This is a genomic window from Bradyrhizobium sp. 26S5, assembly GCF_036923295.1.
Lineage (GTDB): Bacteria > Pseudomonadota > Alphaproteobacteria > Rhizobiales > Xanthobacteraceae > Bradyrhizobium > Bradyrhizobium septentrionale.
This window is the reverse complement of record NZ_CP145948.1, coordinates 7,772,819-7,787,863: the sequence shown is the minus strand read 5'-3', so window position 1 is coordinate 7,787,863 and position 15,045 is coordinate 7,772,819. Positions and strand designations below refer to the sequence as shown.

Genomic DNA, 15,045 nt, shown 5'->3' with positions numbered 1-15,045 from the left:
AAACATTAGGTCGTTTTGTCTTCGACAGCGTTTGAGGCGGCCTGAAAGAGCCTGTGAGGCGGTTTGGACCGCAAATTGGACTACCGTGCGATTGTCGAGCGGCATTTCGGCAAACATACTGGACTTCAGCATTCCGCAAAAGCATGTCTAAACGGCATGTTGGCGCAGGCAACCGGCCGCAGGGCCGGTGGTGGTGAAGTTCGGGCCAAGCCGAGCCGGGAGGCTCCGGGGGAAACAGGCCGGCGCCGGACATTGCGTCGGTTCCGACAGCGGAAAGCAAGAAAAATGACTTTGAACTTCGACATCCAGCCTTCGCCGAATGCGACGCCCGACAAGGACCGCGCGGCCAGGCTCGTGGACCCAGGCTTCGGCCGGGTCTTTACCGATCACATGGCGATCGTCCGCTACAGCCAGGGCAAGGGCTGGCACAGCGCGCGCATCGAGGCACGCGCGAATTTCCCGCTCGATCCGGCCGGCGCGGTGCTGCACTACGCCCAGGAGATTTTCGAAGGTCTCAAGGCCTACAAGCGCGACGATGGCGGCGTGAACCTGTTCCGTCCCGACGCCAATGCCCGGCGCTTCCATAATTCGGCCGAGCGCATGGCGATGGCGCCGCTGCCCGAGGACGTGTTCATCGACGCGGTCGAGCAGCTGGTGCGGATCGATCGCGCCTGGATCCCGGGCGGCGAGGGCAGTCTCTATTTGCGGCCCTTCATGATCGCGAGCGAGGTCTTCCTCGGTGTGAAGCCGTCGGCGGAATACATCTTCTCGGTGATCGCTTCGCCGGTCGGCTCCTACTTCAAGGGCGGCCCGGCGCCGGTGTCGATCTGGGTGTCGGAAAATTACACGCGCGCCGCGATCGGCGGCACCGGCGCAGTCAAATGCGGCGGCAATTACGCGGCAAGCCTGCGCGCGCAGGCCGAGGCGATCGATCGTGGCTGCGACCAGGTCGTGTTCCTCGATGCGGTCGAGCGCCGCTATATTGAGGAGCTCGGCGGCATGAACGTCTTCTTCGCGTTCGACGACGGCTCGCTGCTGACGCCGCCGCTCGGCACGATCCTGCCCGGCATCACCCGCGACTCGATCATCGCGCTTGCCAAGGATGCCGGCACCCGCGTGCGCGAGGAGCCCTACACGATCCAGCAGTGGCGCACTGATGCCGCGAGCGGCAAGCTGAAGGAAGCGTTCGCCTGCGGCACCGCGGCCGTGATCTCGCCGATCGGCAAGGTGTGCTCGGCGAGCGGCGACTTCCAGATCAGCGGCGGCGCGGCCGGCCCGGTCGCGATGGGCCTGCGCAAGAAGCTGGTCGACATCCAGTACGGTCGCACCAACGACCCGCATAACTGGATCAGAAACGTCCAGTAATTGGCGCCTACTCGATACCGCCGGATATGTTATTTGGCGTCATTCCGGGATGGTCCGCCGGACCACACCTCAGATGCGCAATTGCGCATCGGGGAATCTCGAGATTCCGGGTTCGCGTCTTCGACGCGCCCCGGAATGACGGCGGACGAATAGACTGCACCGGTTGCCGCCTTGCGCGCCGGCTGGTAAACGGCCGCTCATGGCCGAGAAACCCAAAAAACCCCAGAAACTGAAGGCGCGCCTGCCGCGCGGGCTGGAAGATCGTGGTCCCGCCGCGATCAATGCCACGCGACGGATGGTCGAGAAGATTCGCGCCGTCTATGAGCTCTACGGCTTCGAGCCGGTGGAGACGCCGGCGATGGAATACACCGACGCGCTCGGCAAGTTCCTGCCCGATCAGGACCGTCCCAACGAGGGCGTGTTCTCGTTCCAGGACGATGACGAGCAGTGGATCTCGCTGCGCTACGACCTGACCGCGCCGCTCGCGCGCTATGTCGCGGAAAACTTCGACGCGCTGCCGAAGCCGTATCGGTCTTATCGTTTCGGCTACGTGTTCCGCAACGAGAAGCCCGGTCCCGGTCGCTTCCGCCAGTTCATGCAGTTCGATGCCGACACGGTCGGCTCGGCGACGCCGGCGGCCGACGCCGAGATTTGCATGATGGCGGCCGACACGATGGAAGCGCTGGGCATTCCGCGCGGCAGCTATGTGGTGAAGGTGAACAACCGCAAGGTGCTCGACGGAGTTCTAGACCGCATCGGTCTTAGCGGACAGGAGAATGCGTCTCGCAGGCTGACGGTACTCCGAGCCATCGATAAGCTTGATAAGTTTAAGCCAGAAGAAGTTCGCCTTCTGCTCGGCGAGGGGCGTAAGGACGAGAGCGGGGATTTTACTAAGGGAGCCCAGCTCAACGAGGCTCAGATTGAGACCGTCTTTCAGGCCTTAAAGTTCAGAGTCGAGACTAGCGAAAGTTCTGACGGAATTCAGAGACAATCTCTCGTGATCGATGCGCCAAGCATCTTCCTCGAAGGCCAGGAGGGAACAGACCTGCTTCATCAGGGAAGGTCTGAACTGGTTGAGATAGCGAAGCTTGCGGCGGCGGCGGGCTATGGTGAAGATCGCATCCGCATCGATCCCTCCGTCGTCCGCGGCCTCGAATATTACACCGGCCCGGTCTACGAGGTTGAGCTGCTGCTCGATACCAAGGACGAGAAGGGCCGTCCCGTGCGGTTCGGCTCGGTCGGTGGCGGCGGCCGCTACGATGGCCTGGTCTCGCGCTTCCGCGGCGAGCCGGTGCCGGCAACCGGCTTCTCGATCGGCGTGTCGCGCCTGCAGGCGGCGCTCACGATGCTCGGCCAGCTCGACACGCAGGCCGGGTTCGGCCCCGTCGTCGTCACCGTGTTCGACCGCGACCGTGTCGCCGACTACCAGAAGATGGTCGCCGAGCTGCGGCAGGCCGGCATCCGCGCCGAGCTCTATCTCGGCAATCCGAAGAACATGGGCAACCAGCTCAAATATGCCGACCGCCGCAACTCGCCTTGCGTGATCATCCAGGGCTCCGACGAGAAGGCGCGCGGCGAGCTGCAGATCAAGGATCTGATCGAGGGCGCCAAGGCCGCAGCGGCGATCGCCTCGAACCAGGAATGGCGCGAGACACGTCCCGCGCAGTTCTCCTGCGCAGAGGCCGATCTGGTCGCCAAGGTCCGCGAGGTCCTGGCGCGGCATGACGTGACCTGGGGATAGCTGGATTGTCATGCGCGGGCTTGACCCGCGCATCCATCTTCAAAAAGATGGCGCGTCCGGCCAAGCCCGGTCAGCTGCAGTTGCGCGTCAACAATAACAAGGGAGTTCTTCCAATGCCTGAGATTACCGTGAGCATGGCCGCCGGCCGCACCGACGAGCAGAAGCTCGGCATGATGCGCGACATCACCCAGGCGCTGGTGAAGAATCTCGGCGTCGATGCCGACGCGGTCGTGATCCAGATCAATGAAGCGCCGCTGCATCACAAGATGAAGGGCGGCAAGTCCTTCGTCGAGCGCGCTGCCGCGGCGAAGAAATGACGCGCGAAAGCGCGTCATCCCGGGGCGCGCATGAGCGCGAACCCGGGATCTCGATCAACAATCTCCAGATTCCGGGTTCACGCTTCGCGTGCCCCGGAATGACGAGCAAGGCCACATGGACGCACGCGACTTCATCAAGGTCGGCATGAGCGCTGAGCGCACGCTCGTGGTGCCGCCGGAGCGCACGGTCGGGCATTTCGTGCCTGATATGCCGATGGTTTATGCGACCCCGATGATGATCCTCGAAATGGAGATGGCCTCGGGCGACGCCATCCGCGGCGCGCTGCAGCCCGGCTGGGTCACGGTCGGGACCGAGGTCGACATCCGCCACCTCGCGGCGGCGCTGGTCGGTGCCACGGTGCGAACCACAGCGAAGGTCATTGCGGTCGAGCGCCGCGTGATCCGTTTCGAGGTCGAGGCCTTTGAAGGCCCGCGCAAGCTCGGCGAAGGCCGCCACGCCCGCGGCCTGATCAATGTGGAGCGTTTCAACAAAAGGCTTGGGGCGGCTTAGGCCAAATACTCCGCGTCATCCTGAGGTGCGAGCCTTGCGGCGCACTTGCGCCGCTGGGCGAGCCTCGAAGAATGGGCCACGGGCCGTGCACCCTTCGAGGCTCGCTTTCGCTCGCACCTCAGGGTGACGGGATTAACAGACGGCTACTTCGCCAATTCCTTCGAGCGCCGGGTTGCTGCGGCGATGGCGCGGGTCATCAGCGGCTGCATGCCGTCGTTCGCCATCAGAACCTCGAGCGCAGCAGCCGTGGTGCCGCCGGGCGAGGTGACGTTCTGCCGCAAGGTCGCCGACGGCAGATCCGAGCGATGTAGCAGCTCGCCGGAGCCGGCGACGGTCGCCCGCGCCAGCGTGGTCGCAAGCTGCTCGGGCAGGCCGGCCGCGACGCCGGCGCGGGCCAGCTCCTCGGCGAGCAGGAACACGTAAGCCGGGCCGGAGCCGGAGACCGCGGTCACTGCGTCCATCAGGCTCTCATCGTCGACCCATTCGACGAGCCCGGTTGCCTTCAGCAGCGCATCGGTCGTGGCGCGCTGCGCGGCGGTGACTCGCTTTGACGGCACCGCGACCGTGATGCCGCGGCCGATCGCCGCCGGCGTGTTCGGCATCGCGCGCACCACCGCGCCGCCGACAACCTCTTCCAGCGCTGACATGGTCGTGCCGGCCATGATCGAGACCACCAGCGTCGACGGACCGACGAGCGCCTTCAGCGCGGCGCCAGCGTCGCGGAACGATTGCGGCTTCACCGCGACGACAAGCGTATCGACGGTGCCGAGATCCTTTGCCTGCGGATTGAGCTGCACACCCTTTGCGGCGAGCGCGGAGATCTCCGGCGAGAGATACGGATCGATCACCGCGACCTGCTTGGGCGCGAGGCCCTGTGCGAGCCAGCCGGTCAGCATCGCGCCGCCCATCTTGCCCGCGCCCGCAAGCGCGATGGTGCCGGTCGTGTTTGTCAATGCGCTGCTTGCGTTCACAGGTGTCACCGCTCGTGGTCCCGGCGGAGGCCGGGCGCCATAACCACAAGGGTTCTAGTGAAGCAGGGAGCGAGCCACAAGCACCCAGATGTCATTGCCGGGCTCGACCCGGCAATCCATCGGAACGAAAGCAGCTTTTGCCGGATGGATGCGCGGGTCTAGCCCGCGCATGACGATTGAATCCGTTGAGGCTTACGCCTCGCCCTCGGTATCGAACATCGCAGCCGCCATCGCCTCGGCGGTCGACTTGCCCGCCCACACCACGAACTGGAACGCCGGGTAGTAGCGCTCGCAGGCGTGGATTGCGTTGACCACCATGCTCTCGCATTGCGCGGTCGAGGCGGTGAGGCCGCCGGGCAGCACCAGCGCCTGGCGGTGCATGACCATGCCGGTGTGGGTCCACAGGTCGAAATGGCCGACCCATAATTGTTCGTTGATCGCGGCAACCAGTCGCTGCACTTCGGCGCGTCGCGCCTGCGGCATCTTCATGTCGAAGGCGCAGGCGAGATGCAGCGCCTCGATCTCGCCCATCCAGGTGAACGAGAGCTGATAATCGATCCAGTCTCCCTTGGAGACGATCGTCACCTCGTCTTCGCCGGAACGCTCGAACGCCCAGTTGTTGTCGGTGGCGATATCTTCGACCACCGCAAGCGGGTTGTTCCGGGAATCGATAATGCTTTCGAGGAGGGACATGCCGTCTCGGACCTTGTTCTTATGATCGCTTGATACGCACACGGAAGCCGGCACCTGCGACATACTGCGTCGTGGCCGAGTGCAGTTCCTTGACCGGGCTTCCGGATGCTCCTGGACCTGACGCCGATGAAGTGATGTGATTTGCGGAATCCGCGCAACCGCACGCCGAGTCCGTCCACAGCCAAAGCGCGCATCGTCCACAGCTGATCTCCGCCACACTTGTGATTTTGCGAACAAATCGGAATCTTGGTGCGCGCGTAACGATTTGTTAACCATTTGCAGGCGCTTCGCCGCACGCGTGAATCAGCCTTCGAGCGCTCGCACCCTCCCTGCAAGAGCCGCATCGTGCTCATGGGGACATGCCGATTCCCCATGCCAAAGGACCTTGCCCGGCTGTCGCGGTTTGGTCATATTTCGTCTCAGGCACGTCCATCCCGGGCGTGCCGATGTTCTCAGGGCGGGGTGAAAATCCCCACCGGCGGTAAGGGTGATGAGCCCAAGCCCGCGAGCGCCTTCTTCCGCGAAGCCGGGAGAAGGGTCAGCAGATTCGGTGCAATTCCGAAGCCGACGGTTACAGTCCGGATGAAAGAGAACGGTTGCGGCGGCCAACGCGATTTTCGCGTCGGCTCGTGTCGTTGTCCGTGTGCCCTGATTCTGGTCCTGAAAGAGGAAAGCCATGAATCAGATGTTGCAAGACCAAGACGTTCAAGCTTCTCAAGTCCAAACCTCCGAAGCAGATAGCGCTTCCGATACGCCGGCAATTCCGCCGGCGCCGGAGCATCCGCACTTCGCCAAGCCGCAGCGCGTCGCCTTCGTGCAGTCGTCCTGGCATCGCGATGTGGTGGAAGAGTGCCGCATCTCCTTCCTGAAGGAGATCGAGGCGCGCCACATCACCAATGTCGACGTGTTCGAGGTGCCGGGCTCGTTCGAGATCCCGTTGCACGCGCAACTCTTGGCGAAGACCCGCCGTTACACCGCGATCGTCGCGGCCGGGCTCGTCGTCGATGGCGGCATCTATCGCCACGAATTCGTCGCCGACACCGTGATCAAGGCGCTGATGGACGTGCAGCTGCGCACCGAGGTGCCTGTGTTCTCGGCAGTGCTGACGCCGCAGCAATTCCACGAGACCGAGGTGCATTACGACTTCTTCCGCAAGCACTTCGTCATCAAGGGGATCGAGGTCGCGGAAGCCTGCGCCAACACGCTGCTCAGCCTGGAGCGTCTGCGCGGCCAGGTCGCGGCGGGGATCCCCGGCTAGCGCCTTCCAATCGTCTGATTGTCATTCCCACCGCCGCCTCTATAAAGTCGGCGGTGGGAGGAGGCCTCGCCGTGACGACGGCTTGGCCGAGACGATCATGTTCGAAGGACACGATCCCTATCTCGTCGCGCTCTCGGTGGTGATCGCGATTCTGGGAGGTTACACCGGTTTCGGCCTGGCCGCGCGCATCCGCGGCGGACCGGATTCCGCTCATCGCCTGTTGCTCGCGGGTGCAGCATTCTTTTTCGCCGTCGGCATCTGGACGATGCATTTTGTCGGCATGCTGGCCGCACCATTGCCGGTGGGCACTGTCTATCTGGTGTTGCCGACCATTATCTCCTTTCTGATCTGCGCGCTGGTGGTCGGCATATCGCTGTTCTTCGTCAGCGTCGGCGAGCCGTCGATGCTCCGCGTTGTTTCATCGGCCGTGTTGCTCGGCCTTGGCATTGCCAGCATGCACTATGTCGGCATGCACGGGCTGTCCGGCGACTTCGCGATGACGCACGCTCCGAGACTGGTTGTGCTCTCGATCGCGATCGCGATCGCCGCGGCCTATGGCGGCTTACGCGCATTCCTGGCGCGGCACGGGGGCGTCCAGTTGATGTTGAGTGCGGTGGCCTTCGGCTTTGCCGTCTCCGGGATGCACTACACGGCAATGGCCGGCATGCAGATAGCTCCATCTGGCGGCGAGGCTCATCACCACATGGATGGATTGGCGGCGTCGTCGCAGATGCTGTCGCTGGTCGTGACGTTGCTGTGCTTCGTTATTGCCGCAGGCTTCCTGCTGTCGTTGGTGCCTGATCCGCGGAAAACGGCCGTGGCAATTGCCGGCGCCGCCGGGGGAAGCTCCGATTCAGCCGAACTGGCGGGTGCCGCCACTGTTCAGGCCGATCCACCGCTTCGGCCGACCCCCTTGGGTGGAATTGGCCAGCCGCCCCGCGCCCCGCCGGCACGTCGGCTGCCTCTAGAAGGGGCGGACGGCACCCATTTCATCGATGCCGCAGACGTTCGCAGCGTGACGGCGGATGCCCACTACACCAAGGTGCATGACGGGACCCGGGAGAGGATGTGCCCCTGGTCGATCTCGGAGGCCGAGGCGCTGCTCGATCCCCGCCTGTTTCTGCGTGTGCACCGCAGCCATATCGTGGCGATACCGCATGTGACCCTGGTTCGGAAGGAGGGCGATGGCGCGGTCATTGAACTGGACGGTCCGTCGCCACATCGCGTTCCGGTGAGCCGAGCCAAGATCGCTGAGGTGAAGGCCCGACTCGGGCTTGCCCGCCGCACCGCCTGAACGCCTCCCTGGCCCGATGGGACGTAGGCGCTGACGCATTTCGTGCGCATCGGACGGCATTTCGTGCGAATTTTGCGTGCCCGTGCCGCATCTGTTGCGGGCGAATCCGCGCCCAGCCAGCCTCCCTCCAACGTCCGCCGGACCCTAAGGGCCGCAGCACGACATGGAGGAAACGATGATTCCCGGCTCGTTCAGCTATCACCGCCCGGCGACGCTGGCTGACGCGGTGAAACTGCTTTCGACACTTGGCGATGAGGTTCGTCCGCTGGCTGGTGGCCACAGCCTGGTCCCGATGATGAAGCTGCGGCTGGCTGCCCCCGAGCACCTTGTCGACCTGCATGACATCGCCGACCTGAAAGGCGTCCGTCGCGAAGGCAGCAAGGTCCTGATTGGGGCCATGACCACCCAGCACGACTTGCTTACCTCCGTCGAGATCGCCCAATCCATCCCCATTCTGCATGAGGCCGCGCTTCTGATCGCTGATCCTCAGGTGCGGTACCGTGGCACCGTGGGCGGTAATGTCGCCAATGGCGACCCGGGCAACGACATGCCGGCGCTGATGATGACGCTTGGCGCGACCTATCATCTCGAGGGGCCGCATGGCGGTCGTGAGGTTGCAGCCGCCGATTACTATCAGGGGGCCTATTTCACAGCGATCGAGCCAGGCGAGCTTCTGGCCTCGATCTCCATCCCGGTCCCGCCCGCGAGTCACGGCTACGCCTACGAGAAGCTGAAGCGGAAGGTCGGGGACTACGCCACCGCTGCCGCGGCGGTGGTGCTCACGATGTCCAGCGGCAAGGTTGCGACCTGCACGATCGGACTGACCAATCTTTCGGAAACGCCGCTACTGGCCGATGCCGCCGCCCAGGTGGTGATCGGCACCAGCCTCGACGCAGCCACGCTCAGGAAGGCTGCGGCCGCGGCGGAGGCGATCATGGCTCCAGCCGCGGATGCGCGGGGGCCCGTCGAATACCGCAAGCACGTCGGCGGCATCATGGTGATGCGAGCGCTGCAGCGCGCCGCCGCCAATGCGGCCTGAGGAGGGACCAGATGGCAAAGACGCATATCACGATGCAGGTGAACGGCGCCGAGGTCGAAGGCCTCGTCGAACCACGTACCCTGCTGGTGCACTTCATCCGCGAGAACCTGCAGATGACCGGCACCCATATTGGCTGCGAGACCACGCATTGCGGCGCGTGCACGGTTGATATCGACGGCATGTCGGTGAAGTCCTGCACCATGTTCGCGATACAGGCCAACGGCTCCGACATCACCACGATCGAGGGCATGGCGAACCCCGACGGTTCGCTCTCGGCGCTGCAGGAGGGCTTCCGCATGATGCACGGTCTGCAATGCGGTTTCTGCACGCCGGGCATGATCATGCGCGCGCATCGGCTTCTGAAGGAGAATCCGTCGCCGACCGAGCAGGAGATCCGGATGGGTATCTCCGGCAATCTCTGCCGCTGCACCGGCTACCAGAACATCGTCAAAGCCATTCAATACGCCGCAGCCAAGATCAACGGCGTGGAATTCCGGGAGGCCGCAGAATGAACGATATGACTCCCACGCGGGAACAACGCAGCGCTGCGCTCGAAGGTATGGGTTGCAAGCGCAAGCGGGTCGAAGACATCCGCTTTACGCAGGGCAAAGGCAATTACGTCGACGACGTGAAGCTGCCGGGCATGCTGCATGGCGATTTCGTGCGTTCGCCGCATCCGCATGCGCGCGTCAAGTCGATCGACGATTCCGAGGCGTTGAAGGTGCCGGGCGTGCTCGCGGTGATCACCGCCGAGACGCTGAAGACGGTGAATCTTGCCTGGATGCCGACCTTGGCAGGCGATGTGCAGATGGTGCTGGCCGACGGCAAGGTGCTGTTCCAGAACCAGGAGGTGGCCTTCGTCGTCGCGACGGACCGCTACGCCGCCGATGACGGTGTCAACAAGGTCAAGGTCGAGTACGAACCACTGCCGCCGCTGATCGATCCTTTCAAGGCAATGGACGCAGATGCACCGGTGCTGCGCGAAGATCTCGCCGGCAAGACCACCGGCGCCCACGGCCCGCGCAAGCACCACAATCACATTTTCGAGTGGACCGTCGGCGACAAGGACCTGACGGATGCCGCCTTCAAGAAGGCCGAGGTGACGATCAAGGAGATGATCTCCTACCATCGCACCCATCCGTCGCCACTCGAGACTTGCCAGTGCGTCTGTTCCTTCGACAAGATCAAGGGTGAACTGACGATCTGGGGCACCTTCCAGGCGCCGCATGTGATCCGCACCGTCGTGGCGTTGATCGCAAAAATTCCCGAGCAGAAGATCCACGTCATCGCGCCTGACATCGGCGGCGGCTTCGGCAACAAGGTCGGGGCCTATCCGGGCTATATCTGCGCCGCGGTCGCTTCCATCGTCACCGGCAAGCCCGTGAAATGGGTTGAAGATCGCATCGAGAACCTCACCGCGACGTCGTTCGCGCGCGACTATCACATGACGACGGAAATCGCCGCGACCAAGGAGGGCAAGGTTACGGGGTTGCGTGTCCATGTGCTGGCCGATCACGGCGCATTCGACGCCTGTGCCGATCCGTCGAAATGGCCGGCGGGTTTCTTCAACATCGTCACCGGGTCGTATGATTTCCCGACCGCGCATCTCGCGGTCGACGGCATTTACACCAACAAGGCCCCGGGCGGGGTTGCCTACCGCTGCTCATTCCGTGTCACCGAGGCGGCCTACTGCATCGAACGCGCGATGGATATCCTGGCGCAGAAGCTGGGGATGGATCCGGCCGAACTTCGGTTGAAGAATTTCATCAAGCCGGAGCAATTCCCTTATCACTCCGCACTCGGCTGGGAATATGACTCCGGCGACTACCACACCGCGATGCGCAAGATGATGGAGACGGTCGACTACGCCGGCTTGCGCAAGCAGCAGGCGGAGCAGCGCGCGGCGTTCAAGCGCGGCGAGACCCGCGAGATCATGGGTCTCGGCGTCTCCTTCTTCACCGAGATCGTTGGCGCCGGCCCGTCGAAGAACTGCGATATCCTGGGAATTGCGATGTTCGATTCCTGCGAGATACGCATGCATCCGACCGGTGCAGGCATCGCGCGGATGGGCACCAAAAGCCAGGGCCAGGGGCACGAGACGACCTGGGCACAGATCATCGCCACCGAGATCGGTATCCCCGCCGACAACATCATGGTTGAGGAAGGCAACACGGACACCGCGCCTTACGGCCTCGGCACCTACGGTTCTCGCTCGACCCCGGTCGCGGGTGCCGCGATTGCGATGGCCGCGCGCAAGATCAGGGCCAAGGCGCAGATGATTGCGGCCTACAAGCTCGAGGTCCACGAGGACGATCTCGAATGGGACATCGATGGCTTCCGCGTCAAGGGACTGCCCGAGAAAGTCATGTCGATGAAGGATATCTGCTGGGCCGCGTACAATTCGGTGCCGCCGGGCATGGAGCCGGGGCTGGAGGCGGTCAGCTACTATGATCCGCCAAACATGACCTATCCGTTCGGCGCCTATATCTGCGTGATGACCATCGACGTCGACACCGGCGTGTACAAGGTCAAGCGCTTCTATGCGCTCGATGATTGCGGCACGCGGATCAACCCGATGATCATCGAGGGCCAGGTGCATGGCGGCCTCACCGAGGCATTTGCGATCGCGATGGGACAGGAGATTCGCTACGACGCCGAGGGCAATGTCGTGACCGGCTCGTTCATGGATTTCTTCATGCCAACCGCGGTCGAGACGCCGCATTGGGAGACGGATTTCACGGTCACTCCGTCACCGCATCACCCGATCGGCGCAAAGGGTGTCGGTGAAAGCCCGAATGTCGGCGGCGTGCCCGCGTTCTCGAACGCGGTCAACGACGCATTCTCGTTTCTTGGCTCGACCCACATCCAGATGCCGCATGATTTCTGGCGGAACTGGTTGGCGGCGAAGAACCTCGGCGTGTTCGCTGCACCATGAAGACCCGTGACGAGATCGCGCGCGCACTCGGCGACGCCGGCTATATCGCCGACGGCGAGCTCGCGATTGCGATCGCGCTGATGCAACAATTGCGGCGTCCGCTTCTGCTGGAAGGCGAGGCGGGCGTCGGCAAGACCGAGGTCGCCAAGGCGTTGGCCGCCGTTCACGTTACCGAATTGATTCGCCTGCAGTGCTATGAGGGGCTCGACCAGTCCGCGGCACTCTATGAATGGAACTACCAACGGCAATTGCTGTCGATCCAGGCGCACCGCGGCGCCGATGCGGATGCGGTCGAGGACCAGATCTTTTCCGAGAAGTATCTCCTCGAGCGGCCATTGCTCGCTGCGATTCGCCGAGAGAGATCGCCGGTTCTGCTGATCGACGAGATCGATCGCGCCGACGATGAGTTCGAGGCATTTCTGCTTGAGTTGTTGTCCGATTTCCAGGTCACGATACCCGAACTCGGCACGATCAGGGCGACTGCAATTCCTCATGTCGTGCTGACGTCGAACGGTACGCGGGAGCTCTCGGATGCGCTGCGTCGCCGTTGTCTCTATCACTATGTTGACTATCCCGACGTCGACCGGGAAGCGCGCATCATCACGACGCGGCTCGAAGGCACCAGCGCCTCGCTGGCGCTGCAGATCGCGCGCATGGTCGAGTGCATCCGGAAAGAGGAATTGCGAAAGGTGCCCGGGGTCGCCGAGACCCTCGATTGGGCCGCTGCATTGGTCGGGCTCGAGGTGAAGGATCTGCACGATGCGCCCGAGACCGTGCACGAAACCCTGATGTGCCTGCTCAAGACGCAGGAAGACAAGGCGCGGGTCTCGCGCGAGGTCACGCAACGTTTGCTGGGAAGGGTCGCATGAGTTGCTGCGGCGCACCGCCCGATCTTGACGACATCAACGAGGTGTCCCGTCTCGTGTCCCGCAAGCTCGCGGCGTTTCTGCGGACCCTGCGGGATGGCGGCTTCGCCGTCGGTCTTGCCGAGGGCCAGGACGCCGCCGCCCTGATGGCTGCGGGCTACGCAGCACGGCCGGGCCTGCTGCGTGCGGCACTCAAGCATCTGTTTTCGACGCGCAAGGCCGATTGGGACAGGTTCGACGGAATTTTTGATGCTTTCTGGCTCGGCAAGCGGGTGCGGTCGCGTTCGATCACGACGGGCGCCGCGAAACCCGCGAACAATCCGTCGCTGAAAAGTCTGCCCAACCAATCGGCCGAGCCCCGAGCCGGTGCCGACACGGCGATCGATCAGATTCCCTCGGTTGATGGGGTCGAAAATGAACGCTCGGGCGATGGGCGCATGGAAGGCGCGTCGCGCGCGGACAATCTCGCCGAGGTGGATTTCCGCAATCTGGCCGATCCGCAGCAGGTTGAGCTGGCCCATCTCGCTGCGGCGCAGCTGGCGCGCGTCATGCGCACGCGGCTGACGCGGCGCGATCTGGCGCGTCGCCGGGGCTATCGTCTGGATCTGCGTCGCACGATTCACGGCAACATCAGTCACGGCGGCGTGCCGCTCAGTCTGGTGAGGCGCCAGCGCAAGCCGAAGCCGTTACGCCTGGTGGTCCTGCTCGACGCCTCCGGCTCGATGAGCATGTACACGGGCGTTTTCCTCCGCTTCATCCACGGCGTGCTCGACGAATTTCGTGAGGCCGAGGCGTTCCTGTTTCATACCAGGCTGGCTCACGTCTCGGACGCGATGAAGGAGAGGGATGCCGGCCGCGCCCTCGACCGGCTCTCGATCATGGCGCAGGGAGCGGGTGGCGGCACCAGGATCGGTGAGTGTCTGCAGACATTCAATCGTTGGCACGCAGCGCGGGTGGTTCATTCGCGCACCTGTGTGATGATCGTTTCCGATGGTTACGAGACGGGCGACGCTGCATTGCTCGGCCGCGAGATGGCGGCGCTTGGCCGGCGTTGCCGCCGTATCGCCTGGCTCAACCCGATGATGGGATGGCAAGGTTACGCGCCCGAGGCGCGCGGCATCAAGGCGGCGCTGCCGCATGTCGATCTCTATGCGCCGGCCAACACGCTTGCGAGCTTGACGGCGCTCGAGCCCTATCTGGCGAGGCTTTGATGGGCGTGCATGTCGAGATCATGGATCTGGTCGCGCAGCTGAAGGCCGCGGAGCAGTCGTTCGTATTGGCGACCGTCGTTCGGACGGTCTCGGTGACCGCGGCCAAGGCGGGGGCGAAGGCGATCATCCGTCCGGACGGCACGATCGTGGCGGGCTGGATCGGAGGAGGGTGTGCCAGAGGAGCAGTCCTGAAGGCGGCGCGCGAGGCGTTGATCGATGGCGAGCCGCGCATGGTCTCGGTGCAGCCGGAGAATTTGCTCGCCGAACTCGGCGTGAAGGCTGGCGAGAGCAGAGACGGCGTGCGCTTCGCCTCGAATATGTGCCCGAGCAAGGGGACGATGGACATTTTCGTGGAGCCGGTCGTGCCGCATCCCTCGCTGGTCATCCTGGGCGCAAGTCCGGTCGCGCTGTCGCTTGCCGCCCAAGCGCGCCAACTCGGCTATCACGTGACGCTTGCCGCACCCGCGTCCGACCTCATTGTCCAGCCGGATGCTGATGTGATCTTCGACGGTTTCGAACCCAAAGATCTCCATCAGGCTCGTCGCTTCGTCGTGGTCTCGACCCAGGGCAGGGGTGACGAGATCGCGCTGAAGATGGCGGTCGCGATCGACGCCGCCTATCACGCCTTCGTCGGCAGCAAACGCAAGATGGCGGCGCTGCGCGACAAGTTGATTGCCGACGGTCTTGAGGCCGCCGTGATCGATCGCGTGAAGGCGCCGGCCGGGCTTGATCTCGGTGCCATCACGCCGGAAGAAATCGCGATGTCGATCCTTGCCGAAATCACCATTGAACGCCGCCGTGGCCAGCGTTCCACCGGTTCCATTGCAGGGAGGTAAGCCGCAAT

14 protein-coding genes and 1 riboswitch are annotated in these 15,045 nt (G+C 63.8%); of the genes, 12 read left to right on the top strand and 2 right to left on the bottom strand.

Translation table 11 applies throughout. The features are described from left to right. The first annotated feature begins 285 nt into the window (after positions 1-285). The 4 genes from V5279_RS36715 to V5279_RS36700 all read left to right on the top strand — a co-directional run bounded on the left by V5279_RS36715 (position 286) and on the right by V5279_RS36700 (position 3,934). Positions 286-1,365: a branched-chain amino acid aminotransferase gene (locus tag V5279_RS36715; protein WP_166303590.1), complete on the top strand. Its 1,080-nt coding sequence runs from the start codon at positions 286-288 to the stop codon at positions 1,363-1,365. Positions 1,366-1,564: 199 nt separating this feature from the next. Next, positions 1,565-3,106 carry a histidine--tRNA ligase gene (hisS, locus tag V5279_RS36710; RefSeq protein ID WP_338691831.1) on the top strand — a complete coding sequence of 514 codons (1,542 nt, stop codon included), beginning with the start codon at positions 1,565-1,567 and terminating at the stop codon, positions 3,104-3,106. A gap of 113 nt (positions 3,107-3,219) precedes the next feature. Then, entirely contained in the window at positions 3,220-3,423 is a 204-nt protein-coding gene (locus V5279_RS36705; protein ID WP_018269806.1) for a tautomerase family protein, read from the top strand. A gap of 115 nt (positions 3,424-3,538) precedes the next feature. Next, entirely contained in the window at positions 3,539-3,934 is a 396-nt protein-coding gene (locus V5279_RS36700; RefSeq protein WP_338691829.1) for a thioesterase family protein, read from the top strand. Positions 3,935-4,077: 143 nt separating this feature from the next. On the opposite strand, the gene proC is transcribed toward V5279_RS36700, so the two are convergent. Further along, positions 4,078-4,842 carry a pyrroline-5-carboxylate reductase gene (gene proC, locus V5279_RS36695; protein ID WP_245284722.1) on the bottom strand — a complete coding sequence of 255 codons (765 nt, stop codon included), beginning with the start codon at positions 4,840-4,842 and terminating at the stop codon, positions 4,078-4,080. A 255-nt stretch (positions 4,843-5,097) separates the two neighbouring features. Beyond that, positions 5,098-5,598, bottom strand: a complete 501-nt coding sequence (locus V5279_RS36690) for a YbjN domain-containing protein (protein WP_029081955.1) — start codon at positions 5,596-5,598, stop codon at positions 5,098-5,100. Between the two features lie 444 nt (positions 5,599-6,042). Next, positions 6,043-6,196: riboswitch (FMN riboswitch) on the top strand. A 78-nt stretch (positions 6,197-6,274) separates the two neighbouring features. Here V5279_RS36690 and V5279_RS36685 point away from each other — a divergent pair. The 8 genes from V5279_RS36685 to V5279_RS36650 all read left to right on the top strand — a co-directional run bounded on the left by V5279_RS36685 (position 6,275) and on the right by V5279_RS36650 (position 15,037). Then, entirely contained in the window at positions 6,275-6,856 is a 582-nt protein-coding gene (locus V5279_RS36685) for a 6,7-dimethyl-8-ribityllumazine synthase (protein ID WP_029081956.1), read from the top strand. A gap of 97 nt (positions 6,857-6,953) precedes the next feature. Beyond that, complete coding sequence (locus tag V5279_RS36680; RefSeq protein WP_029081957.1) at positions 6,954-8,150, top strand: MHYT domain-containing protein; 1,197 nt, start codon at positions 6,954-6,956, stop codon at positions 8,148-8,150. Positions 8,151-8,325: 175 nt separating this feature from the next. Next, positions 8,326-9,189 (top strand): FAD binding domain-containing protein, encoded by an 864-nt coding sequence (locus V5279_RS36675; RefSeq protein ID WP_029081958.1) that lies wholly within the window; start codon positions 8,326-8,328, stop codon positions 9,187-9,189. Between the two features lie 11 nt (positions 9,190-9,200). Next, complete coding sequence (locus tag V5279_RS36670; protein ID WP_029081959.1) at positions 9,201-9,701, top strand: (2Fe-2S)-binding protein; 501 nt, start codon at positions 9,201-9,203, stop codon at positions 9,699-9,701. After that, complete coding sequence (locus tag V5279_RS36665; protein WP_338691828.1) at positions 9,698-12,124, top strand: aerobic carbon-monoxide dehydrogenase large subunit; 2,427 nt, start codon at positions 9,698-9,700, stop codon at positions 12,122-12,124. Before V5279_RS36670 ends, V5279_RS36665 begins: the two co-directional genes overlap by 4 nt. Then, positions 12,121-12,993 carry a MoxR family ATPase gene (locus V5279_RS36660; RefSeq protein WP_338691827.1) on the top strand — a complete coding sequence of 291 codons (873 nt, stop codon included), beginning with the start codon at positions 12,121-12,123 and terminating at the stop codon, positions 12,991-12,993. The genes V5279_RS36665 and V5279_RS36660 overlap by 4 nt, the downstream gene beginning before the upstream one ends. Further along, positions 12,990-14,201 carry a VWA domain-containing protein gene (locus V5279_RS36655; protein WP_338701593.1) on the top strand — a complete coding sequence of 404 codons (1,212 nt, stop codon included), beginning with the start codon at positions 12,990-12,992 and terminating at the stop codon, positions 14,199-14,201. The genes V5279_RS36660 and V5279_RS36655 overlap by 4 nt, the downstream gene beginning before the upstream one ends. Beyond that, the gene (locus V5279_RS36650; RefSeq protein WP_338691826.1) at positions 14,201-15,037 is read left to right on the top strand and encodes an XdhC/CoxI family protein; all 837 of its coding nucleotides are present in this window, start codon (positions 14,201-14,203) and stop codon (positions 15,035-15,037) included. Before V5279_RS36655 ends, V5279_RS36650 begins: the two co-directional genes overlap by 1 nt. Positions 15,038-15,045 lie beyond the last annotated feature (8 nt).